This window comes from Bacteroides sp. AF25-5LB (assembly GCF_003602965.1).
GTDB classification, from domain to species: Bacteria; Bacteroidota; Bacteroidia; order Bacteroidales; family Bacteroidaceae; genus Bacteroides; species Bacteroides uniformis.
Window position 1 is genome coordinate 23,836 of the sequence record NZ_QTMC01000009.1, and the last position, 21,249, is coordinate 45,084.

Consider the following 21,249-nt stretch of genomic DNA (forward strand, 5'->3'; position numbering starts at 1 on the left):
CTTTCTTTTCTGTATGAAAACCGTATGAATTTTACCCTTATACCTTCAGTGTGTAGTCACCGGCTTCTTCTGTCACTGCCTTCTGCAATTCTTCGAGTGTCTTTTCTCCGTCTGAAAACTCTACGATGGCCACCGGAGGGTTCAGAGTTACGGTGGCATGTACGCCCTCCATACTATTTAATGCTTTCTCTACGTGCATGCGGCAATGGTTGCACATCATACCTTCTACCTTGAATTCTTTTTTCATGATTGTTTCTGTTGATGGTTCAACTTTTTTGTTTTCTTCTCCTTCATGTATCTTTTTCCGTTTTAGCAGCAAGCTGTTGCTCACCACACTGACACTGCTGAATGCCATGGCTGCGCCGGCTATCATCGGATTCAACAGGAAGCCGTTGATGGGATAGAGTATTCCGGCTGCAATGGGCACACCTACTATATTGTATATAAACGCCCAGAACAGATTCTGCCGGATGGTCCGGGCTGTCAGACGGGACAGCCGGAGGGCTTCCGGAATTTTTGTCAAATCGGAGGAGATGATGGTCATTTTGGCTACGTCCATGGCGATGTCACTACCTCCGCCCATAGCGATGCTCAAGTCGGCTTGGGCAAGGGCGGCGCTGTCGTTGATGCCATCGCCCACCATCGCCACTTTCCGTCCTTCTGCTTGTAACCGGCTGATAAAGGCTGCCTTGTCCTGCGGCAGTACGCTCGCTTGATAATGCGCAATACCTGCTTTGCGGGCAATTTCGCGGGCGGTGGTTTCATTGTCTCCGGTCAGCATGTGGACTTCGATACCGGTGGCACGCAGCTCGTCGACGGCACGAATGGAAGTTTCCTTTATCCGGTCCGTGATTCCGGCTATTGCCAGTGCGTTTTCTTCGTCGGCAAACCAGATGACGGTTTGTGCTTTCGCTGTCAGTCGGGTAGCTTCTTCCCGAAGAGACCGGCTGATGGCAATCCGGTTCTCTTCCAGTAGTTTCAGGTTTCCGACAAAATAAATCCGGCCTTGTGTCCGTCCTTTTACACCTTTTCCGGTGATGGTTTCGAAATCTTGGATGTCGTCTATGGAAGCCGATTCCTTGAGGTGATTCACTACGGCGTCTGCCAATGGATGTTCCGATAACTTTTCCAGACTGTAGAAAATGTCCGGCAAGACATCTTTTGAGGAAATGCTTGGATTGGGAGTAGTTGTCGGCGTATTCCATACCAGCTTACTGACTACCGGTTTTCCTTCGGTTACGGTTCCGGTTTTGTCGAGTACTACGGTATTTACCTTTTTGGCAATCTCCAGGCTCTCGGCATCTTTTATCAGTATCCCCCTTTCGGCTCCCTTGCCGATGCCTACCATGATGGCGGTAGGAGTGGCCAACCCTAGCGCACACGGGCAGGCGATGATAACCACTGTGACAAATGCCAATAATCCGTGGGTGAATCCACCGGTTCCGTCCAGCATCATCCATACGATGAAAGCGAGCACTGCAATGCCGATAATGGTAGGTACGAATATCCCTGCTATCTTGTCGACCAGTTGCTGTACCGGTGCTTTGCTCCCTTGTGCGTCTTGCACCATGTGTATAATCTTTGCCAGCAGTGTATCTGTGCCGACTTTCTCTGCACGGAAGCGGAAACTCCCCTTCTGGTTGATGGTACCTGCGAAGACTTTGGCATCTTTTTGCTTGGACACTGCTACCGGTTCGCCGCTCAGCATACTTTCGTCTACGTACGAAGAACCTTCCGTCACGATGCCGTCCACTGCAATCCGTTCGCCGGGCTTCACCAGTATGATGTCGCCGGGGCGAATCTGCTCAATAGGGACAATGCGTTCCTCATTCCCAACGACGGTCACGGTCTTGGGTTGGAGTCCCATCAGCTTCTTGATGGCTGTTGAAGTGTTTCCTTTCGCCTTTTCTTCCAGCAGGCGCCCCAGCAGGATAAAAGCTATGATGACACTTGCCGCTTCAAAATACACATGCGGGTGGATGCCCCTGGACAGCCAGAAGTCCGGAAATAACATGTTGAACAGACTGAACAGATAGGCTGTTCCGGTGCTGATGGCTACCAATGTATCCATATTGGCGCTGCCATGTCTCAACTGTTTCCAGGCACTGCTGAAGAATCCCCGTCCCAGCCAAAATACAATAGGAGTGGATAGTGTCCACATGATAGGATTGGCATAGGGCATATCCATGAAAAACATACCTATTATGACAACAGGTAAGGATAGAATAACGGCCCAGACAGTGCGGAGTTTCAGTGTAGTGAATTTTTTGTTGTGGGCCTCTTCCGCTTCTTCGAGCGTATTGCCGTCCCGATTTATCAGCAAGTCATATCCAGCGGCCTGCACGGCTTGCTGCAATGCCTCGGAAGAACAGTTCTTGGGATCATATTCTACGGTTGCCGTTGCCGAAGCGTAGTTTACGGCTGCTATCTTGACACCGGACTGCCGGTTCAGCGTCTTTTCTATCCGTGCGGCACATGATGCACAGCTCATTCCCAATACGGGAAATGTCTCTTGAACAATATTCTTGTCTGTCATAACAATTATGTATTTAAATTCCGTAAGTTCTTGAACTTGCGAAACTTGAGTTATGTATAAATCATAGCGATACAAAGATAATGCTTTTTCCCCTTGAAATGTTCATCGCTTAAAATCGCAATAAATAGACTACTTCTCACTGGGGAATGCTTTTTTGATGACTCCCCGACTCAATCCCGTCTGCACCGCTCCCCGCATCAGGAGGTAGGTGAGGAAGGCAAGCCATAAAGCATGGTTTGCCAGGACGGGATGTAGGCCATAATACAAGACAAAGAAGCTGACGGCTGCTGCAGTCATGGACAGCAGCATGCCGCGTGTGGCTGTGGCACCTATAAAAATGCCGTCCCAAATGAAGGCGGCTATACCAACGGCAGGAACGGCAAGCGCCCAGTAGAAATAGGTGTCGGCAACCGCTATCACTTCTTTGTCATCCGTCAATAGCCCGAGGAAGGCATTACCTCCCAGTGCATAGGTCAACGTAAAGAGAACTGCCATTACCGCTCCCCATCCAAAGAGATGTCGGACGGTGTCTGTAAAGGCTTCCCGGTTGTGTGCGCCTATGTATCTGCCGCTCAGGGCCTCGCCTGCGTAGGCAAAACCATCCATTACATACGAGAACAAAGTGAAGAGCTGCATCAGCAGCGTGTTGACAGCCAAAATGATTTCGCCCTGCGAAGCTCCTGCTGAAGTAAAGAACAGAGTAACCGCCACCAGGCAAAGGGTGCGCAGAAAAATGTCCCTGTTCACTTGGAAGAATTTTAGCATTGTCTCCTTCTCCCAGATACCTTTTCTTTCTTCCCCTTTAATTTCCAATTTATAATTTTTAATTTCCCAGTATCTCTGCAACTTTCCATAATTGCGTATCCAGAGCATCAGCCCCATCAGGAAACCGGCGTACTGGGCTATCAGCGTCCCCAGGGCAACTCCTTCGACTTTCATTCCGCATAGATAGACCAGGCAGAGGCTGGCAATGATATTGACTATATTCTGTGTGATGGCTATATACATGGGAATGCGTGAATTCTGCATGCCGATGAACCATCCCGTGAGCCCGTATAGTCCCAGCATGGCGGGTGCACCCCAGATGCAGATGTGGAAATAAAGCGTTGCCATCTCTTTGACCTCGTCTGTAGGATGAATCAGCAGGAATGCGCCTTGTCTGATGGGGACTTGCAATGCTATGAGGCAGGACGCGACAGCCAGCCCTATGCCGACGGAGCGCACTAATAGGCGTACAACTTCCGGCAAATCCCGTTTTCCGTATGCTTGTGAAGTCATTCCGCTGGTCCCCATGCGCAGGAAACCGAAAATCCAGTAGATGATGTTGAACAGCATCCCGCCTACGGCAATGGCTCCGATATAGGCCGGTGAGCCTAAGTGTCCGACAATGGCTACATCAATCAGTCCGAGCAAAGGAACGGTGATGTTTGATACGATGGAAGGCAGTGCTATTTGCAAGATTTGCTTGTCTCTGAGCTTCATTGGTAACGCTTATTTCATAAGATTGGCAAAGTTACGCAGAAAAGGGGAAAATAGTGGGAAAGATTAACTATATTTTGTTGATGTTTGCAGTGAAAGTGTGTAAATTTGTAGGTGAATTTCTATGGAGATGATTCAGGCTGTTAAACTATTATATACTTTAAAAATGAAATCCTTAACTTTATTTTTCTCTTTGTTTCTGATGTTGCCTCTGTCAGTTTTCGCTCAGTCGGCGGGTGAATTGTTACAGAAAGTTTCCGAAGCGTTGTCCGAAGGCAAGGACGATTATGCCGTAAGTCTGTTTCGTCAGTCGGCAGATGCCGGTGTGGACCAGGCGGAAATGTTCTATTGGGCCAATGTTGACAAGAACACTGTGGTAGCTTCCCGTTTGGCCAATGAGCTGGCTGCCCATTACAAGGAAATGCGGAATTACGACAAGGCCTATCTCTTCTATAAGGAGTTCTTGCAACGCCATCCCGAAGATGTGCCTGCCCTTGTTTCTTGTGCCGAGATGGAAATGATGCGGGGAAAAGAGAAGGATGCTCTGAAAACCTACGAGAAGGTGCTGATGCTCGACGGTGATAACCTGCAGGCAAATATCTTCTTGGGGAATTATTTCTATCTTCAGGCAGAAAAGGAAAGGAAGAAGCTCGATGATGACTTTAAGAAGATAACTTCCCCTACGCGGATGCAATATGCCCGTTATCGTAACGGTTTGTCGGACGTGCTTACCAATAGCTATAGCAAGGCAAAGACCTATCTGCAACGGGTGCTCCAGGTATTTCCTTCCATGGAGGCAGGCAATACGCTGGAAAGAATAAAGAAGATGGAGGCGGAGATGCGTTAATAGTAGCTCAATCTCCTTTTTGAGATACGGATTGCGCAAGTAATAGATTTCTAACGCTTATTCATCGCGGGTGCGAAGCGAGGTGTTGTGCGGGAAGACTTGTTTGGCGAGGCATAGCTGTTCACTCCCATATTCTTCCGAGCAGCGTCTTCTCCGACAAGATGATGGATGCCTTTCCTTTCATGCCTTTCTGCATGAAAGGGACTTCTTTCAGTGACAGTATAAAACAGAAATAGTTGTGCCCGTTGCGGCTGATTATCCGTGTAGAAACGGTTGTGACAGTTCCTTGCAGATAGCCGTATTCCTTGCTTGTATATCCTTCCAGTTCAATTTCTGCTTTCATGCCGGTACTTACTTGTGTGATGCAGGCATACGGCAGTTCTCCGGTAGCTGACACTTCTCCTTGCTGAATGTCCGTCAGGGTGATGTTGCATTCCGTTGTTTCGGGATAGGGGACAAATGCGGCTACAGCCAGCAGCAAAGCTATAATTATTCCGATGATGCCGATTCCGCTACGTACCAGCAGCGGAGGAATCTGCCCGATGATTTTCCGTACCTGTTTGCTTCTGAGTTCTATATCCTTGCTTTCCATATGCTAACTGCCCAATTCCAATTGATTCTTCACAAGATTATAATAAGCTCCCCGGCTGGCTATCAGTTCCTGATGCTTTCCGGCTTCTATGATTTTCCCTTTGTCTATCACTACTATCCGGTCGGCGTTCTTTACAGTGCTTAGGCGATGGGCCACCACGATCACCGTTTTCCCTTTGTAGAACTCCGTCAGGTTCTCTACAATTATCCGCTCGTTGTTGGCATCCAGCGCATTGGTGGCTTCGTCCAGAAAGATGTACTGCGGATTCTTGTAGACGGCTCGGGCAATCAGTATCCGTTGTTTCTGCCCTTGACTCAGACCCACACCGTCTTGCCCTATCAGAGTGTTGTATTTCAGGGGGAGGCGCATGATGTAGTCGTTTATATTGGCAATCCGGGCAGCCTCTGCCAGCCGTTCCTTGTCTATTTTAGGTTGAACTGGTTGAGATCTGTGTCGCCGATGGAGATTTCTCCGCCCAATGCCTTGTAGTAGCCCAACAGCAATTTGATGATGGTCGTCTTTCCGCTTCCTGTTCTTTATTTCGTTGATGAAGATGCTGCCTGCTTCTTGTGTCTGTTGCAGTTTCAGGTTCTTCATGTTGGCTTCGAAAAGTTCGGCCTGCACGTCTTCCCACTCCCAGCGGCGGCGTTGCTCGCAGTCTTGCAGCTTTATCTCCTGCATGGCGGTGATGAACTGGTAGGTTTTGTTGTTGTTCTTAAGGTTAGGCACAAAGTCTCCTCCCATGTAAAAGGCGGCATTGCGCAAATAGTTTCAGGTTTCTGTATTGTAGTATTTTTCTGTTCCGGAGTAGTGCTGTTCTCCGTATTCAGTTCCTTTTTCACGGTTGTTTCCCGCCCAGGAAAAGATGGTGTAGAAAGAGAATTTATCGTTCCCGGTTTCAAAACTTCCACTATGAGAATTTGTCAACATTCCCGGATGGACGTCATTGTTCAGATTTAGCAGCTGGTAAGTCTAGCTCCTTTTTTTGAGTTTTATATTGAGCACCGTTGCATATCCGTCTTTGAGATATTTATGCGCCAACATAAAAAATGCAGGAAATGTTATTGCGCTTCCTACATTTTTCATATTTTTGCATTTGGAGAGAGGAGTTCTCTCCAAGACATTTTAGAATTTGAAGAAGCGTTATGCTTATCTTGTGGTTGGGAACCTAGGAAATTCGCAATTGTACACAAGGATAGCATAGTGGTTCTCACGCATATAGCGTGGGCTGCTATAACCATATCCGTGTACAAGGTTTTCCTAGGACCTCCAACCAGAACGTGGCATTGCAGTCTCACGCTTTTATGTTGAATGGTTCCCGGGAGAGACTGAGGGAGATTAATTATTTAAATATTATGAATGCACGTCACCTATTCATTTTATACGGTACGTTTTTGTTATTCATGGCCTGCAAAGACTCTCCCAAGCAAAAGTCTCTTTCTGCCTCAAAGAATCCAAACCACACGTATGTAATTGCAATAAAGTCGGACATTAGCGTCAAAAAGGAATCGGTGGAAGGCAAACAGGTAGGGGTTGTTGAACGTGGAGAAATGTGCGAACTGGTAGATTCGGTCAACGGATGGTATAAAGTTCGGTTACGTACAGGTGAAGAGGGCTATGTCAACAGCGAATTTTCCAAAGTGCTATCCCATGATTCTATTCCGAAGAAGGCTTTTGAAGCGTATTGTCCTTTGGCAGAGCAGAGAGTACAATACGGTGCCCTATCTTTCAGACTGGATGGAAACAACGTATTTATGGCGAGGGGTTATAATTCTGTGCCAGAGGATGGAAATCTTTGGAATTCGGTCTACCAAGGGGCAACGGTCTATTATGGAAAGATAGAAGGAAATCGGCTGGTCTTCACACGTCACTTGGAATCCTTTAGGGGACTGCTGGAAGACGTTACTCCGGAGGAGATGGAGGAAGTAAAGCCTTATACCGCATATTATTCGCCCGTTGAGGGAGGATTCATCTTTGAAGGGGCACTATTTAAGACTTCAGATGTTGATGGCATTTTGAATGCGGCTCCCGTTAATAAAGAAACTGAAACTCCTCATCCTTTGTCGGCACGTAAAGGTCTCGGCCTATATGGGAGCGTAGAAAGTCTGACCAATAGTGAAGGGGAAACCACTCGGTTTGACAAGGTTGGGAATATACTGGAAATCAGTAAAGGGGAAGAATATTCCCTGATTTATAAGTACAATGACAACCGTACAGAATACAGCCGAAGCGATTGGGGCTCTTACACCATCACATACAGCGACCATAAGCGGAGCGATATGAGTAAGAATGAATCCGATATGGAAGGTTCTGTAGAATATCTTTTTGACGAGCAGGACAGAATCATAGAACGTAAAAGTCAGGTAAGAATGATTTACCTCACAGAAACATTCACTTACACCGGTGTGAACCTTCTTCCTGATAGTAAAAGTGTACACGATTACGATGAAACCGGAGATTACCTTACCACAGATAGATATGAGTATCTGGAAGTGGACGAGCATGGGAATTGGTTGAAGCGAAAAGTTACCCGCACCAATCAGGTGAAAGAGTATAAGGAGAATGGTGAGTCATTCTCTACCAAAACAGAACCGGAACGTATCGAGACACAATCCCTTGAGTATTTCAACAACTAAAAATAACTATTTATGAGTACGAAAATGAAATTCAAGTGTACTTCATGCCAACACATATTTGAACATGATGCTTATCAAAAGGAATGTTTCTGTCCGAAGTGTGGTAACATCAGTGAACGTTGTGCAGAAGAGGAACAGTTTATTGTTTGTAGTGAATGTGGAACTGAAATCCCTAACGGTGTAACATCGTGCCCCACATGCGGGTGCCCCATATCTGCCACGAAAAATCGCCATTGCCATGAATGTGGTGCTGAGCTGGCTGATTCCGTATACGTTTGTCCGCAATGCGGATGTCCCGTTGTACCAGCTACGCCGATTGCCGCTTCATCTATCCCTCCGGTATCCATTACACAGACAGCATCTCCTATAGAGGTTGAAGAGCAGGAACTTTCCCTTCCCCCAAGGAGTAGGGCTTTATATTGGTTTATTGGTGGTATTGTATTGGTGCTGTTAGTAAGTTTCGGTATATTTTATTATACGACCGATTATTTTAAGGATAAGACCAACACATTGGAATCTGTCGTAGGTACTTCGCGGCAAGTAGTGATTGATGGTGTCAACCTACGTTTACGGTATGCACCATCGTCGGATGCAGAAACATACAAGTGGGCTGACGGAACCAACCGTCACCCGGAGAAAGGTGAACGGTTTCCTTATTTAGGAGAAGTAGGAGACTTTTATAAGGTTGATTATAAGGGACTTGTGCTGTATGTTTCCAAACAACATACTCACCTAGAATAGTTTTTTATTTATTAACGCTAATATATTTTGTATTATGGCACTCATTTTTTGTTCCCATTGTGGAAAGCAGGTTTCGGACAAAGCTACCACCTGCCCTCATTGTAATGCAGTCCTGCAAGCAGGACAACCTCAGGTTCAACCTCAAACAGCCCAGCAGCCGTTCCAGCAGAACACAAATGCTACGCAACAGTCGGTTTACGTAAATGTTCCAGGTAAGCAATCCAATGGTATCGGCACTACTGGGCTGGTATTCGCCATTCTTGGAATCTTTCTTGGGTGGATACCTATTCTTGGGTGGATTATCTGGTTCCTCGGTGCGCTTTTTAGTTTCATCGGCTTATTCAAAAGTCCGCGCGGCTGCGCCATTGCAGGTTTCATTATCTCATTTATATGGGTGATTGTCGCTGTGTTCGTCGTTGGGTCTATTGGAGCCTTTTCACTCTTTAGTTAATGGTTGTTATACATAGAAGGTTCTATCGTTTAAGAATTTTAGATACCAATTAAGTGATGCTGGCAAAAAGAACAAATTCACTTTTTGCCAGCATATTTTGTTACTTTTGTAATCAAAACAAAAGAAAGTAGAGCTAAAGAAATTTCATAATTTTCATTCTCACATTTCCGGTGTCCCTTTTTCTCCGGTCACTTTCTGATAAAGTCGTCTTCGGATGGAAGAAATGCTTTCCGGCTTGGGTGCATCAACCGTGCGATGTCTGTTTGGCGGAATTGGAGCTTGATAAGCATACATACGTGCAGTTCGTTTTCGTTGGGATTGTGCAGTGAATGCAGCTTTTCAAAGAAGTTGGGGCAGACAGGAGACATCAGTTCTTTCAGTATTTCCCATTCTTCAGGGGTGATGTATGCCTCGCCACGAGCGAAGTTTGCCCGTTCTTATAGTTTCTGCTATATATTGGAACCAAGCAGATACTCTTGGCCCTCCTGCTCTTGCTCGTTTTCTATCGCTTTTTGTTGCAAGATGTGGTTGAGCAACTCTAAGTTGTCGCTTTCAGCCGGTTGTTCTCTTTTTCACGCAGTTGATAGTTGTAGAGGGAAGTGCATCCGGTGGATGGTTTCCGTCTGTGTCGCTTGTTCGATGGTGAGTTCCAAAAGTTTGCGATAGGCAACTTGTTTGGCATAGATGGTTCCTCCCTTGTGACGTGATAGCGTGACAGATGAATTTCAAAATAAACTTTGTGATAGGGATGAATCTCCTTTACAGAATGTATTGCACTTCCTTGAACAGATATTCCCGTTCACTTCCTCCTTCATCCTCCAGCACGAACCGTCCGTCTTGCTCTACACGCAGCAACCGGGCAAGGAACTTGCCGTTGGCATCTTCATAAGGGTGCAATCCCCGGCGACGGAAAAGGGAGCGGGCATACCGTGTGGATATCTCGTCGGAGTAGACGGCGAAGTCCTCCATTTGGAGGCTGTTGTAGTAGATTTGTACACGTCTCAGGATATGGGCAAGGATTTCATAACGGTCGTGCTCCTTTCCGGTGATTTGTTTCAGTGAGACGGGGTTGGGAGCATCACTGTTGAAGACTTCCTGGTTGATGTTGATGCCGATTCCGGCAATGCTGCGCCTGATATGATGTCCGGAAAGGTCGTTCTCTATCAGTATACCGCAGATTTTCTTGTCTTTCCAATAAATGTCGTTCGGCCATTTGATGGTGATTTCATCAGACCATCTGCTCAGTTCTTCCTTAATGGCGAGGGAAACGATTTGTGAAAGGATGAACTGTCGGCGGGCTTCCAGAAAAGAAGGGTAGAGTACAAAGCTGAAAAGCAGGTTCTTGCCTTCTTCAGCTTCCCAGGTGTTGCCGCGCTGGCCTTTACCGGCGGTTTGGAACTCGGCAGTCACGGTTGTTAGTTCGGCAACGGATTCTTGCAACTGGTTGCAAAGCTGGCTGAGGTATTGGTTGGTCGATGCCGTTTCGTCCAATGCTACCAGCGGGAACGGGAATGTGTCAGGGCAGGGCTTCATATTCGGTACGCATTTTTTTGGTGAACTTCTTCAATACTTCTTCCATAGAGTGGTCTATCAGTTGCTTCAACAGTTTGTCGTCGACGTCACCGTCAAGGAACACCTGGTTCCAGTACTTTTTGTTGAAGTGATAGGCACCTTCGATGGCAGCATAGTGCTCCCGCAGTTCGAGTGCATATTCGGGGTCGCATTTCAGACAAATCTTGTTGGCGCTTTCCAGGTCGATAAGTGCAAACATTTTATCCATGACTTTCATCACGAGCGAGTATTCGTCGAACGGAAGGCATTCCGTGACGGCCTTTTTGCTGAGGCAATATTCGCGGGCGGTTTCTATGTCCATGATGGTATTTACGGTTTACAATTTATAATCTACGATTTACGATTGAAATAACTCTCACTTATCAATTGTCAATTATCAAAATATGGGTGGATAGAAGGCATCCTTCATGTGCTCTATCCTGAATGCTCCCGGTTCGCCTACAGCAGTTATGATGTCGAAGCGGACGGGTGCATCCAAACAGAAGTGCTTGATATAGGCATCGGCCGCTACGACAATACGTCGTATTTTCTGCCAGTTCACGGCATTCTGCGGCTCGATGTAGTCCGTATTGCTACGGGTTTTCACTTCCACAATAATCAGTTCCTTATCTTTGTCGGCTACAATATCCAGCTCAAGGTGATTCTTCCGCCAGTTACGGTCACGTATGGTGTAACCGTTCTGTTCCAAATATTTGGCAGCGGCGTCTTCACCGGCTTTTCCAAGAATATTGTGTATTGCCATTATTCCGGCAACTTAATCATGCCTTCATGTCCTCGTCGGTAGATGGCAGGGACCTTCAAGGCTTTGCCTCTCATCAGGGGTTCTGCACTGCGTGTTGTGGGTGCCGGAGCCTGACCGGTGATTTCCTGGATGGCACGGGCATATAGGAACTCTTTATCCGAACCATAGTCTCTGTATATGTAATATCCGTCTCCTCTGCCGTAAGGGTCGTTTTCATCTATTTCGATGTCAGGTGTGAACCCATTTTCATAATCTCCAACTCCTTTGGCATTATAGCTTTGGAAGGTGATGGGAACCACTTCGTAGACGTTATTTCTTATGGTATATTCTACTGGTTCCATACCTACATTTTTACCGGTAGTTCTTTTACCTATAAGTGTTACTTCTACATCTATTCCCTTTAGAGAATTGATGACAAGTTCACTGGCTGATGCTGTTCCGTTACCTACGATACAATAGACGTGCTGAAGGTTTAAGGCACCTGCTGATAGAGACGTAGCCAGATTCTCATAGTTGGAATATGCAAACAATTCTTCCTCACGTTTATCGTTGCGTTTTTTCATTCTTTCTTTATTATATCTCAGGCTTGTGAACACTTTGCCTTCAGATTTTGCGCCGGCTATACAAGTTGCTATTAGGTTGGCTGATATAACGTGGCCACCTCCATTGTAACGTAAATCCAAAATTAGGTCCGTGATATTCTGACTTTTGAATTCTTTGAATACATCGAATAATTCTTGGTCAAATCCGGCCTCAAATCCAGAATAAACAAGATAGCCAATTCTGTGCCCTGGGGTTTCTTCTTCTGTTGTCACTTTACTGAAAAGAATAGGATTGCAGTACATGGCTTCGGAAGATATGTCTTTTTCTTGGGTTCCTCCCTCTGTCTTTTCCTCTGTAATTTTCAGGCTGAAAGCCGAAGCTGGTATCAGTAAATCTAGGTAATGTTGCCAATAATTACTCATGGTTAACTTCTCTCCGTTTATTTGCATGATTGAGGAACCTCGTTTAATACCTGCCCGTGCTGCCGGTGAATTGGGGTAAACACCTTGTACAAAGAAGTAGATAGTGTAATTATCTTCGCTTCCAATTGCTCGAACGTCTGCTCCGGTAATGCCGAAACTGTAAGTTTGTTCTTTTTTTACCCATTGAGTGGAACGGGTTGAACCGATGGGATTTTTTTTCTGTATGTATGAAAAGAGAGTATATTTTCCATCCGCAGTGGCCTTTTTATCCAAAGTATTAGTAGTCATACTTCCCAATGCATCATAGAAGAAGTCTTCATAGCCTTTGTTATGGTCAAGATTCAATGTTTTGTATTCATCGTTCCAGAGATACATTTCTCTCAGATATTCATCAACTTTTGCGTTAATCTCCATATCTTCAGTGGTTTGGGGAGCACTGGTCCCTTTTTGTGTAACTTCAAAACTTGCAGGAGAATAGCCGTCTATATTAATGGAGATTCTGGCTGTCCGGTCGGTGGTGGAACTTGTACTTACAGATAATTTCAAGGTACTTTGTCCTTTTGTGCCCGAGGTCGTATTCAGTTTGCACCAATCCGCTCCAGAGGTGACGGAAGCTACCCATTTAGCTGCAGCATTGAAGCTTACAGACAAGTCATTATCCTGGCTGATCTCCAGGGATTTTCCCTCTGTCCAACTTTGATTGGTTATGCCGGTATTAAGCTTATTATCGTCATCGTCACTACATGAGATAAAACTTATACTGAACAACGCGAGTAGAAAGAAGCTGAGATAATTTACATGTTTCATACCTTTTAAATTTAGAACTCTCCAAAAATACGTTTTTAATTATTAAATTAAAATGTTTTTAAGAAATTCTTTAAGTTTATCGGTCAAAAAAATATTTCAGTGCCATTTAAGCGTTTCTGATATAAAAATTACGTAGGTTCGTTTTGTTTTTACAGAAGTAAAAGTAATTTTGCAGGAAATATGAGAAAGAGAGATAAAACGTGTGCGAAAGCAACGCCCGAAGAACCGAAGCGCGAGCAGCGCATGGTATGCCTGATGAGCGAGGAAGAGCAGCGGATTGTGGATCGTTATCTGGAGAAATACAAGATAACGAACAAGTCGCGTTGGCTGCGGGAGACTATTCTCATGTTTATCCATAAGAATATGGAAGAGGATTATCCTACTTTGTTCGGTGAGCACGACATGAGGAGATGAGCATTAAAAATTAGAAATTAACAATTAAAAGGGGATGGCGTTGGACGATAGCTATTATATGAAGCAGGCACTTCAGGAAGCGCAGAAGGCAGGTGAACGGGGAGAAGTTCCTGTAGGTGCGGTTGTGGTTTGCAAGGACCGTATCATAGCTCGTGCCCATAATCTGACGGAGACCTTGACAGATGTCACCGCCCATGCCGAGATGCAAGCCATTACCGCTGCCGCTGCATCCCTTGGCGGCAAATATCTGAATGAATGTACTCTCTATGTCACAGTGGAACCCTGCGTGATGTGTGCCGGTGCCATTGCCTGGGCGCAGATGGGACGTCTGGTCTTTGGTGCTGAAGATGAGAAAAGAGGGTATCAGCGCTATGCCTCGCAGGCATTGCATCCCAAAACACAAGTGGTAAAAGGAATTCTGGCAGATGAATGTGCCGCCCTGATGAAAGAGTTCTTTGCCGCCAAGCGCAAATAATCTCTAATCCTTTATCCCTAATCCCTACTCTTTGATTTCTTCAAAATCCACATACTCTCCCTCGTCTTTGGAGAACAGTTTCTTGTGGCGGGGGCGTATTTCACCTTCTTCAGCTTGTACCTCTTCAGACGATTGTCTATTATCATTGTAGGAGTATCCTCCCGGCTGGTAGTTACCATTTCCTTTTTGGTAGGGACCGGAGTTGGAGGAAGTACGGCGTCCGCCCAATCCGAATATGTTCCGGATGACAGTACCGATAATGCTGAGGCCAATGAGCAGAATGGCAATTATGATGATGAATAAAAATCCTAAAATATGAAACATGGGCTAATGTCTTTTTATGTGTTCGTTTTCTGCGAACTTCAATACAACAACCGTGCCAAAGATTTGTTTATTTACTTTTCCTTGTAATAAGCGAAAGTAGTATATACCACACGATAATTGCAGCAAAGCTGCAGATTCCCAAGAAGATGAGGAACGGAATGCAGACAAGCAGGAAAATGAAGCTTGTTTTATTGTCTTTCCATGACAGATTCTTGAATTTGAGTGAGAACATTGGAATCTCCGATACAAGTAGCCATGAGAAAAGGCAGACCAGCAGCAACAGATAAACCGGATGGAAGCTGCCGCTCACCAGCCAGTCGTGAGCGCCCGTCACCAATGAAGCCCAGAACAAGGCGTTTGCCGGGACGGGAAGTCCTACGAAAGAGCTCGTCTGGCGGGTATCGTTGTTGAACTTGGCAAGCCGCAGTGCAGAGAATACGGACAAAAGAAATGCGAGATAGGGGAAAACACCGGCCAAGCTTTCCATTGCGCCCGAATAGTCCATTTCCTTGAACAAGGAAAATACAATCAGGGAAGGGGCCACTCCGAAACTGACATCATCTGCCAGAGAATCCAAATCCTTGCCGATAATGGAGTGTGCGTCCAGTGCACGTGCCATCATGCCGTCGAAGAAATCGAATACGGCACTGAAAATAATGAAAGCGAGTGCCCATTCATATCTGGCTTCGAATGCCATGACACAAGCAATACACCCGGAGAATAGGTTCAGGCAGGTCAGAGTATTTGGAATATGGCGGGTAATGCAGTTTGCCATTGTTGTTCTTTTATTATTTAAGTTTGGCTATCACTGTCTGATTGCCAGTAGTCAGTTGTCCTAGTTTAACGAATACTTCGGTGCCCAACGGCAGAAAGACATCCACGCGGGAGCCGAATTTGATGAAACCCATATGTTCGTCAATATAGCATTCCTCGCCTGGTTCGGCATAGGTCACGATGCGGCGCGCCATGGCTCCGGCTATCTGTCGTGCCATAATCTCCACGCCTTCCGGGGTTTCTATTACTACGGTGGAACGCTCGTTGTCAGTGCTGGCTTTGGGCAGCCAGGCTTTCATGAACTTTCCGTTTTGGTGCCACACCTTCTTTACCGTACCGTCTACCGGATACCAGTTGGCGTGTACATTAACCAGACTCATGAATATAGATACCATGATACGGCGGTCGTGGAAGTATTCGTTTTCCTCCACTTCTTCCACCACTACGATTTTACCGTCGGCAGGAGCTACCACGACTTTCTCCGTTTCTTGTCCGAACAAACGGATGGGGCAGCGGAAGAAGTTCACGAGTATGCCATATACTATGAGGCTGATGACCGCTACTACGTAAAAAGGAACTTTGCATTCCAATCCGAAGTAAAGGGCAGTGTTGACAGCCAGAATCAAGGCCAGGCTGCCTGCCAATGTATGTGTTCCTTCACGGTGTATGCGTATCTTTTTTAATCTTTTTAATCGACCCATGTATATCGTATTTGCTAATTTAGATAGAAATTATCTGCAAAAATAGGCTTATTTTGAAAATCTAACAAGGATTTGGAGAGAGAAATGTGTATGTTGATAACTTTTTGGGAAATATTTTTGTTAGCTGTGATAGAGGTTGTAATTTTAGGCTCTGAATAGAAAGGATATATATGCAAGATTTTGTTCATTTACATGTCCATACCCAATACTCTCTTCTGGATGGCCAGGCAAGTGTCAGCAGGTTGGTTGACAAGGCCATGAAGGATGGTATGAAAGGCATTGCCGTGACCGACCATGGAAATATGTTCGGTATCAAGGAGTTCACCAACTATGTCAACAAGAAGAACAGCGGGCCGAAGGGGGAGATAAAGGACCTCAAGAAAAGGATTGCCGGTATTGAAAGCGGTGAGATAGAGTGTGAAGACAAGGAAGCGGAGATTGCCGGTTGCCGTGCCAAGATGGCAGAAGCGGAAAGCAAGTTGTTCAAGCCGATTGTAGGCTGTGAAATGTATGTGGCTCGCCGAACCATGGATAAGAAGGAGGGGAAGCCGGACCAGAGTGGCTATCACCTGATTGTGCTGGCGAAGAATGAGAAGGGGTATCACAATCTGATAAAACTTGTATCGCATGCCTGGACAAGGGGATACTATATGCGTCCGCGTACAGACCGCAGTGAACTGGAAAAGTATCATGAGGGGCTGATTGTCTGCTCGGCTTGTATCGGTGGCGAGGTCCCTAAGAAGATTATCAATGACCAGCTGGAAGAGGCGGAAGAAGCTGTACGCTGGTATAAGAATCTGTTTGGCGATGATTACTACCTGGAGCTTCAGCGCCATAAAGCCACTGTTCCCCGTGCCAATCACGAAGCCTATCCGCTTCAGCAGAAGGCGAATGCCAAGTTGCTGGAGCTTGCCCGGAAATATGACATTAAGGTTATCTGCTCTAATGACGTCCACTTTGTGGATGAAGAGAATGCGGAAGCGCACGACCGCCTGATTTGTCTGAGCACGGGTAAAGACCTGGATGACCCTACCCGAATGCTCTATACCAAGCAGGAATGGATGAAGACAAAGGCTGAGATGAACGCCTTGTTTGAGGATATTCCCGAAGCCTTGTCCAATACCTTGGAGATTTTGGACAAGGTGGAATATTATTCCATCGACCATGCTCCTATTATGCCTACGTTTGCTATTCCGGAAGATTTTGGAACGGAAGAGGGCTATCGGCAGAAATATACCGAAAAGGACTTATTTGATGAGTTTACCCAGGATGAAAACGGCAAGGTGGTGCTGGATGAGGATGCCGCCAATGCCAAGATAAAGCGTCTGGGGGGCTACGACAAACTGTACCGTATCAAGCTGGAAGCCGACTATCTGGCAAAGTTGACATTCGACGGTGCCAAGAAGCTGTACGGTGATCCCTTGTCCGACGAGGTGAAGGAACGTCTGGTCTTTGAACTGTACATCATGAAGACGATGGGTTTCCCCGGATACTTCTTGATTGTGCAGGACTTTATCAATGCCGCCCGCACACAGCTGGGCGTTTCGGTAGGACCGGGACGTGGCTCGGCTGCCGGCTCGGCGGTGGCCTATTGCTTGGGCATCACGAAAATAGACCCGATTCAATACGACCTTCTGTTCGAGCGTTTCTTGAATCCCGACCGTATTTCTTTGCCTGATATCGATGTGGACTTCGATGATGACGGGCGTGGAGAAGTGCTCCGCTGGGTGACGGAGAAATACGGGCAAGAGAAGGTGGCGCACATCATTACATACGGCACAATGGCGACCAAGATGGCCATCAAGGACGTGGCGCGCGTACAGAAACTGCCTTTGAGCGAATCGGACCGTCTGTGCAAGCTCGTGCCGGATAAGATTCCCGACAAGAAACTCAACCTGCCGAATGCTATCGCGTACGTACCCGAATTGCAGGCTGCGGAAGCTTCACCCGATCCCCTGGTGCGCGATACGATGAAATACGCCAAGATGCTGGAAGGTAATGTACGTGGTACGGGTGTGCATGCCTGCGGTACTATTATTTGCCGTGACGATATTACGGATTGGGTACCCGTCAGCACGGCAGATGATAAGGAGACGGGCGAGAAGATGCTCGTAACCCAATACGAAGGTTCCGTCATCGAAGATACGGGACTTATCAAGATGGACTTTCTCGGACTGAAAACCTTGTCCATCATTAAGGAAGCCGTTGCCAATGTACGTCTGCACCGCGGCTTGGAACTCGACATCGACAAGATATCCATTTCCGACCCTGCTACCTATAAACTCTATTGCGACGGCCGCACCATCGGTACGTTCCAGTTTGAATCGGCCGGTATGCAGAAATATCTGCGTGAGTTGCAACCGAGCACTTTCGAGGACTTGATTGCCATGAACGCCCTCTACCGTCCGGGACCTATGGATTATATCCCCGACTTCATCGACCGTAAGTGGGGACGCAAGCCCATCGAGTATGACATCCCCATCATGGAGAAGTATCTGAAGGATACCTACGGCATTACGGTCTACCAGGAGCAGGTCATGCTTCTGTCGCGTTTGCTGGCAGACTTCACCCGTGGTGAGTCCGATGCCTTGCGTAAGGCGATGGGTAAGAAACTGCGTGACAAGCTGGACCACATGAAGCCGAAATTCATTTCGGGTGGACAAAAGAACGGCCACGACCCGAAGGTGCTCGAGAAAATCTGGGCCGACTGGGAAAAGTTTGCATCCTATGCCTTCAATAAGTCACATGCCACTTGCTATTCGTGGGTGGCCTATCAGACGGCTTTCCTCAAGGCCAATTATCCGGCCGAATACATGGCGGCGGTCATGAGCCGAAGTTTGGCGAATATTACCGATATAACCAAACTGATGGACGAATGCAAGGCGATGGGTATCAATACATTGGGACCGGATGTAAATGAAAGTAACCTGAAGTTCACCGTGAACAAGGAAGGCAATATCCGTTTTGGCCTTGGTGCGGTGAAAGGGGTAGGCGAGGGTGCTGTGCAGAGCATCGTGGAGGAACGCGAGAAGAACGGTCCTTTCAAAGGTATATTTGATTTTGTGCAGCGTGTCAATCTGACAGCCTGCAACAAGAAGAACCTGGAATGTCTTGCTTTGGCAGGCGGGTTCGACAGCTTCCCGGAGCTGAAGCGAGAGCAGTATTTTGCCGTAAACTCCAAGAACGAGGTCTTCCTCGAAACCTTGGTGCGGTATGGTAACCGTTACCAGGCCGACCAGGCTGCGGCTGCAAACTCCTTGTTCGGCGGTGAGAATGTGGTGGATATCGCCACTCCGGAAATACCGGTAGCGGAACGTTGGAGCGACCTCGACCGTTTGAACCGGGAGCGCGATTTGGTAGGTATCTATCTGTCCGCACACCCGTTGGATGAGTATTCCGTAGTTCTGGAGCATGTTTGCAACACTCACATGGCAGAGCTGGAAGATAAGACGGCACTTGTGGGACGCGAAATAACAATGGGTGGCATCGTGACCGCCGTGCGTCGCGGTATCAGTAAAAATGGAAATCCTTACGGCATAGCCAAGATTGAAGACTATTCCGGTTCGGCAGAGCTTCCTTTCTTCGGAAATGATTGGGTGACCTATCAGGGGTATCTGGGTGAACGTACCTTCTTGTTCATCAAAGCCCGTTGCCAGCCCAAACAATGGCGGCAGGATGAGTTGGAGCTGAAGATAACCTCCATGGAACTGTTGCCTGACGTCAAGGAGAAACTGATTGAGAAGATAACCATTCTCATTCCGCTGAGTGTGCTGAACAAGGCTTTGATAACTGAACTGGCAGAACTGACCAAGGAACGTCCGGGCAGTACGGAGCTTTATTTCAAAGTCAGAGATGAGGATAGCAAGATGACGGTCGATTTGATTTCCCGTCCCGTGAAGCTTTCCGTGGGGCGTGAACTGATTACTTATTTAAAAGAGCGTCCAGACCTTGAGTTCAGGATTAATTAGTTATCTTTGTTGGAAAACGAAGATAGGCTGCACCTCGGCATAAAAAATGAACAAGTTCATTTTGTTTTGCATTCGGTTTGCACTATCTTTGCTTCGAAAGCGAAGGTTGATAAAACGCAATTGACAGTAAATTAATAATTATAGTTGACATTTAATATTAAAAGAAATGGCTTTAGAAATTACAGACAGCAATTTTCAAGAAATCTTGGCAGAGGGAAAACCTGTAGTTATGGATTTCTGGGCGCCTTGGTGCGGCCCTTGTAAGATGGTGGGACCAATCATCGATGAATTGGCTACTGAATATGAAGGAAAGGTAATCATTGGCAAATGTGACGTGGATGAGAACGGCGACGTGGCTGCCGAATATGGTATACGCAACATCCCTACAGTCTTGTTCTTCAAGAATGGAGAGCTGGTGGACAAGCAGGTAGGTTCTGCTCCGAAATCTGCTTACGTGGCCAAGATAGAAGCGATATTATAAGGTACTATTTGACGATTTACTATTTACGATTTACCTTTCGGCATCATAGCGCAGCCAAATAGTAAATAGTAAATCGTCAAATAGTCAATAACATTAACCCTTTAAGCAATAGTAAGTATGGGAATGGAAGACGATTTTTTGCAGAATGATGTCGATGATGAAAAGACCATCGAGTACATCAAGAATTATTTGCCGCAGGAGTTGAAAGAGAAGTTCTCTGACGACGAGTTCTATTATTTTCTCGATTTGATTGACGAGTACTATTCCGAGAGCGGCATCCTTGATGCGCAGCCGGATGCGGATGGGTACATCGAGATTGATTTGGGGAAAATCGTGGACTATATTGTCAAGGAAGCCCATAAGGATGAGATGGGTGACTATGATCCGGAAGAAATCCTTTTCATCGTACAAGGTGAGATGGAATATACGGAATCTTTGGACGAAGAATAGTCTGTATCAAAAGTATAGGAAAATCGCGGATGAGCATGGCTTCATCCGCAATTTTTTGTTTTTATGTAGCCGGTGGCGTATTCAGAAAAAAGAAGATGGACGTGCCGATGAGGATGACACCCAATACACCGTAGAACAGGCGGGCTTGTCGCCGCCCTACATTTTGTACGATAAACTGGGTGTTTCGGGCAGTAAAGAACCAGTTCCAGTCCAATATGGCTGCCAGCAAGGCGGTGATGCCCGCGACGGCAAAAATTCCTTGAACGATGTATTGGCTCATCAGAAATAAAAATT

At 46.5% G+C, this 21,249-nt stretch carries 22 protein-coding genes and 1 pseudogene; 9 read left to right on the forward strand and 14 right to left on the reverse strand.

The annotated features are described in order from the left end of the window. Window positions 1-37 precede the first annotated feature (37 nt). A complete protein-coding gene (locus DWY57_RS11265) occupies window positions 38-2,536 on the reverse strand; it encodes a heavy metal translocating P-type ATPase (RefSeq protein WP_119961773.1) in 2,499 nt (832 codons plus the stop codon). A 129-nt stretch (window positions 2,537-2,665) separates the two neighbouring features. Beyond that, window positions 2,666-4,018, reverse strand: coding sequence for an MATE family efflux transporter (locus DWY57_RS11270; protein WP_117599275.1), 1,353 nt, complete (start codon window positions 4,016-4,018; stop codon window positions 2,666-2,668). A 163-nt stretch (window positions 4,019-4,181) separates the two neighbouring features. On the opposite strand from DWY57_RS11270, the gene DWY57_RS11275 reads away from it, so the two are divergent. Beyond that, complete coding sequence (locus tag DWY57_RS11275) at window positions 4,182-4,862, forward strand: hypothetical protein (RefSeq protein WP_117599444.1); 681 nt, start codon at window positions 4,182-4,184, stop codon at window positions 4,860-4,862. Window positions 4,863-4,983: 121 nt separating this feature from the next. Here DWY57_RS11275 and DWY57_RS11280 read toward each other — a convergent pair whose 3' ends face one another. The 3 genes and pseudogenes from DWY57_RS11280 to DWY57_RS20895 form a co-directional block, all read right to left on the reverse strand. Beyond that, window positions 4,984-5,454 (reverse strand): HlyD family secretion protein, encoded by a 471-nt coding sequence (locus DWY57_RS11280; protein ID WP_117599276.1) that lies wholly within the window; start codon window positions 5,452-5,454, stop codon window positions 4,984-4,986. Between the two features lie 3 nt (window positions 5,455-5,457). Beyond that, a pseudogene (locus tag DWY57_RS11285) lies at window positions 5,458-6,262 on the reverse strand (ATP-binding cassette domain-containing protein); the annotation flags it as partial. Beyond that, on the reverse strand, window positions 6,226-6,384 hold the full coding sequence (locus DWY57_RS20895) for a hypothetical protein (RefSeq protein WP_158562813.1): 159 nt from the start codon (window positions 6,382-6,384) through the stop codon (window positions 6,226-6,228). The pseudogene DWY57_RS11285 and the gene DWY57_RS20895, both read right to left, overlap by 37 nt. A 581-nt stretch (window positions 6,385-6,965) precedes the next feature. Here DWY57_RS20895 and DWY57_RS11290 point away from each other — a divergent pair. Genes DWY57_RS11290 through DWY57_RS11300 form a run of 3 tightly spaced genes read left to right on the forward strand, consistent with a single transcriptional unit; the run spans window position 6,966 to window position 9,282 of the window. Continuing rightward, on the forward strand, window positions 6,966-8,090 hold the full coding sequence (locus DWY57_RS11290; protein WP_165491383.1) for an SH3 domain-containing protein: 1,125 nt from the start codon (window positions 6,966-6,968) through the stop codon (window positions 8,088-8,090). A 12-nt stretch (window positions 8,091-8,102) separates the two neighbouring features. Continuing rightward, window positions 8,103-8,831 carry a zinc ribbon domain-containing protein gene (locus DWY57_RS11295; RefSeq protein WP_117599278.1) on the forward strand — a complete coding sequence of 243 codons (729 nt, stop codon included), beginning with the start codon at window positions 8,103-8,105 and terminating at the stop codon, window positions 8,829-8,831. Between the two features lie 34 nt (window positions 8,832-8,865). Further along, on the forward strand, window positions 8,866-9,282 hold the full coding sequence (locus DWY57_RS11300) for a zinc ribbon domain-containing protein (protein ID WP_117599279.1): 417 nt from the start codon (window positions 8,866-8,868) through the stop codon (window positions 9,280-9,282). Window positions 9,283-9,441: 159 nt separating this feature from the next. On the opposite strand, the gene DWY57_RS21545 is transcribed toward DWY57_RS11300, so the two are convergent. The 5 genes from DWY57_RS21545 to DWY57_RS11325 all read right to left on the reverse strand — a co-directional run bounded on the left by DWY57_RS21545 (window position 9,442) and on the right by DWY57_RS11325 (window position 13,368). Then, a complete protein-coding gene (locus tag DWY57_RS21545) occupies window positions 9,442-9,576 on the reverse strand; it encodes a hypothetical protein (protein WP_256163060.1) in 135 nt (44 codons plus the stop codon). A gap of 465 nt (window positions 9,577-10,041) precedes the next feature. After that, on the reverse strand, window positions 10,042-10,815 hold the full coding sequence (locus DWY57_RS11310) for a biotin--[acetyl-CoA-carboxylase] ligase (protein ID WP_005835105.1): 774 nt from the start codon (window positions 10,813-10,815) through the stop codon (window positions 10,042-10,044). Then, on the reverse strand, window positions 10,799-11,155 hold the full coding sequence (locus DWY57_RS11315) for an MmcQ/YjbR family DNA-binding protein (protein ID WP_025834268.1): 357 nt from the start codon (window positions 11,153-11,155) through the stop codon (window positions 10,799-10,801). The genes DWY57_RS11310 and DWY57_RS11315 overlap by 17 nt, the downstream gene beginning before the upstream one ends. 75 nt (window positions 11,156-11,230) lie before the next feature. Further along, window positions 11,231-11,596 carry a YraN family protein gene (locus DWY57_RS11320; RefSeq protein ID WP_117599281.1) on the reverse strand — a complete coding sequence of 122 codons (366 nt, stop codon included), beginning with the start codon at window positions 11,594-11,596 and terminating at the stop codon, window positions 11,231-11,233. After that, window positions 11,596-13,368 (reverse strand): S41 family peptidase, encoded by a 1,773-nt coding sequence (locus DWY57_RS11325; RefSeq protein ID WP_119961774.1) that lies wholly within the window; start codon window positions 13,366-13,368, stop codon window positions 11,596-11,598. The genes DWY57_RS11320 and DWY57_RS11325 overlap by 1 nt, the downstream gene beginning before the upstream one ends. Before the next feature lie 180 nt (window positions 13,369-13,548). On the opposite strand from DWY57_RS11325, the gene DWY57_RS11330 reads away from it, so the two are divergent. After that, the gene (locus DWY57_RS11330; protein ID WP_005824205.1) at window positions 13,549-13,782 is read left to right on the forward strand and encodes a hypothetical protein; all 234 of its coding nucleotides are present in this window, start codon (window positions 13,549-13,551) and stop codon (window positions 13,780-13,782) included. Window positions 13,783-13,822: 40 nt separating this feature from the next. Beyond that, entirely contained in the window at window positions 13,823-14,257 is a 435-nt protein-coding gene (locus DWY57_RS11335) for a nucleoside deaminase (RefSeq protein ID WP_117599445.1), read from the forward strand. A 24-nt stretch (window positions 14,258-14,281) separates the two neighbouring features. On the opposite strand, the gene DWY57_RS11340 is transcribed toward DWY57_RS11335, so the two are convergent. The 3 genes from DWY57_RS11340 to DWY57_RS11350 all read right to left on the reverse strand — a co-directional run bounded on the left by DWY57_RS11340 (window position 14,282) and on the right by DWY57_RS11350 (window position 16,056). Next, window positions 14,282-14,581: a DUF4834 family protein gene (locus DWY57_RS11340; protein WP_016274162.1), complete on the reverse strand. Its 300-nt coding sequence runs from the start codon at window positions 14,579-14,581 to the stop codon at window positions 14,282-14,284. A gap of 67 nt (window positions 14,582-14,648) precedes the next feature. Further along, the gene (gene pssA, locus DWY57_RS11345) at window positions 14,649-15,356 is read right to left on the reverse strand and encodes a CDP-diacylglycerol--serine O-phosphatidyltransferase (protein WP_117599282.1); all 708 of its coding nucleotides are present in this window, start codon (window positions 15,354-15,356) and stop codon (window positions 14,649-14,651) included. A 13-nt stretch (window positions 15,357-15,369) separates the two neighbouring features. Then, a complete protein-coding gene (locus tag DWY57_RS11350) occupies window positions 15,370-16,056 on the reverse strand; it encodes a phosphatidylserine decarboxylase family protein (RefSeq protein WP_117599283.1) in 687 nt (228 codons plus the stop codon). A gap of 170 nt (window positions 16,057-16,226) precedes the next feature. Between DWY57_RS11350 and dnaE the strand changes: the two genes are divergently transcribed. The 3 genes from dnaE to DWY57_RS11365 all read left to right on the forward strand — a co-directional run bounded on the left by dnaE (window position 16,227) and on the right by DWY57_RS11365 (window position 20,955). Further along, window positions 16,227-20,024 carry a DNA polymerase III subunit alpha gene (gene dnaE / locus DWY57_RS11355; protein ID WP_119961775.1) on the forward strand — a complete coding sequence of 1,266 codons (3,798 nt, stop codon included), beginning with the start codon at window positions 16,227-16,229 and terminating at the stop codon, window positions 20,022-20,024. 166 nt (window positions 20,025-20,190) lie between these two features. Next, a complete protein-coding gene (gene trxA, locus DWY57_RS11360; RefSeq protein WP_005824191.1) occupies window positions 20,191-20,505 on the forward strand; it encodes a thioredoxin in 315 nt (104 codons plus the stop codon). A gap of 117 nt (window positions 20,506-20,622) precedes the next feature. Beyond that, complete coding sequence (locus DWY57_RS11365; RefSeq protein WP_005824189.1) at window positions 20,623-20,955, forward strand: hypothetical protein; 333 nt, start codon at window positions 20,623-20,625, stop codon at window positions 20,953-20,955. Between the two features lie 61 nt (window positions 20,956-21,016). Here DWY57_RS11365 and DWY57_RS11370 read toward each other — a convergent pair whose 3' ends face one another. Then, window positions 21,017-21,235 (reverse strand): immunity 17 family protein, encoded by a 219-nt coding sequence (locus DWY57_RS11370; RefSeq protein ID WP_117964911.1) that lies wholly within the window; start codon window positions 21,233-21,235, stop codon window positions 21,017-21,019. Window positions 21,236-21,249: the final 14 nt, after the last annotated feature.

What these genes read in the sequence shown, in the direction of transcription:
- DWY57_RS11265 (WP_119961773.1), bottom strand. Translation starts at nt 2,536, where the DNA reads ATGACAGACAAGAATATTGTTCAAGAGACATTTCCCGTATTGGGAATG.
- DWY57_RS11270 (WP_117599275.1), bottom strand. Translation starts at nt 4,018, where the DNA reads ATGAAGCTCAGAGACAAGCAAATCTTGCAAATAGCACTGCCTTCCATC.
- DWY57_RS11275 (WP_117599444.1), top strand. Translation starts at nt 4,182, where the DNA reads ATGAAATCCTTAACTTTATTTTTCTCTTTGTTTCTGATGTTGCCTCTG.
- DWY57_RS11280 (WP_117599276.1), bottom strand. Translation starts at nt 5,454, where the DNA reads ATGGAAAGCAAGGATATAGAACTCAGAAGCAAACAGGTACGGAAAATC.
- DWY57_RS20895 (WP_158562813.1), bottom strand. Translation starts at nt 6,384, where the DNA reads ATGTTGACAAATTCTCATAGTGGAAGTTTTGAAACCGGGAACGATAAA.
- DWY57_RS11295 (WP_117599278.1), top strand. Translation starts at nt 8,103, where the DNA reads ATGAGTACGAAAATGAAATTCAAGTGTACTTCATGCCAACACATATTT.
- DWY57_RS11300 (WP_117599279.1), top strand. Translation starts at nt 8,866, where the DNA reads ATGGCACTCATTTTTTGTTCCCATTGTGGAAAGCAGGTTTCGGACAAA.
- DWY57_RS21545 (WP_256163060.1), bottom strand. Translation starts at nt 9,576, where the DNA reads ATGTATGCTTATCAAGCTCCAATTCCGCCAAACAGACATCGCACGGTT.
- DWY57_RS11310 (WP_005835105.1), bottom strand. Translation starts at nt 10,815, where the DNA reads ATGAAGCCCTGCCCTGACACATTCCCGTTCCCGCTGGTAGCATTGGAC.
- DWY57_RS11315 (WP_025834268.1), bottom strand. Translation starts at nt 11,155, where the DNA reads ATGGACATAGAAACCGCCCGCGAATATTGCCTCAGCAAAAAGGCCGTC.
- DWY57_RS11320 (WP_117599281.1), bottom strand. Translation starts at nt 11,596, where the DNA reads ATGGCAATACACAATATTCTTGGAAAAGCCGGTGAAGACGCCGCTGCC.
- DWY57_RS11325 (WP_119961774.1), bottom strand. Translation starts at nt 13,368, where the DNA reads ATGAAACATGTAAATTATCTCAGCTTCTTTCTACTCGCGTTGTTCAGT.
- DWY57_RS11330 (WP_005824205.1), top strand. Translation starts at nt 13,549, where the DNA reads ATGAGAAAGAGAGATAAAACGTGTGCGAAAGCAACGCCCGAAGAACCG.
- DWY57_RS11340 (WP_016274162.1), bottom strand. Translation starts at nt 14,581, where the DNA reads ATGTTTCATATTTTAGGATTTTTATTCATCATCATAATTGCCATTCTG.
- pssA (WP_117599282.1), bottom strand. Translation starts at nt 15,356, where the DNA reads ATGGCAAACTGCATTACCCGCCATATTCCAAATACTCTGACCTGCCTG.
- DWY57_RS11350 (WP_117599283.1), bottom strand. Translation starts at nt 16,056, where the DNA reads ATGGGTCGATTAAAAAGATTAAAAAAGATACGCATACACCGTGAAGGA.
- dnaE (WP_119961775.1), top strand. Translation starts at nt 16,227, where the DNA reads ATGCAAGATTTTGTTCATTTACATGTCCATACCCAATACTCTCTTCTG.
- trxA (WP_005824191.1), top strand. Translation starts at nt 20,191, where the DNA reads ATGGCTTTAGAAATTACAGACAGCAATTTTCAAGAAATCTTGGCAGAG.
- DWY57_RS11365 (WP_005824189.1), top strand. Translation starts at nt 20,623, where the DNA reads ATGGGAATGGAAGACGATTTTTTGCAGAATGATGTCGATGATGAAAAG.
- DWY57_RS11370 (WP_117964911.1), bottom strand. Translation starts at nt 21,235, where the DNA reads ATGAGCCAATACATCGTTCAAGGAATTTTTGCCGTCGCGGGCATCACC.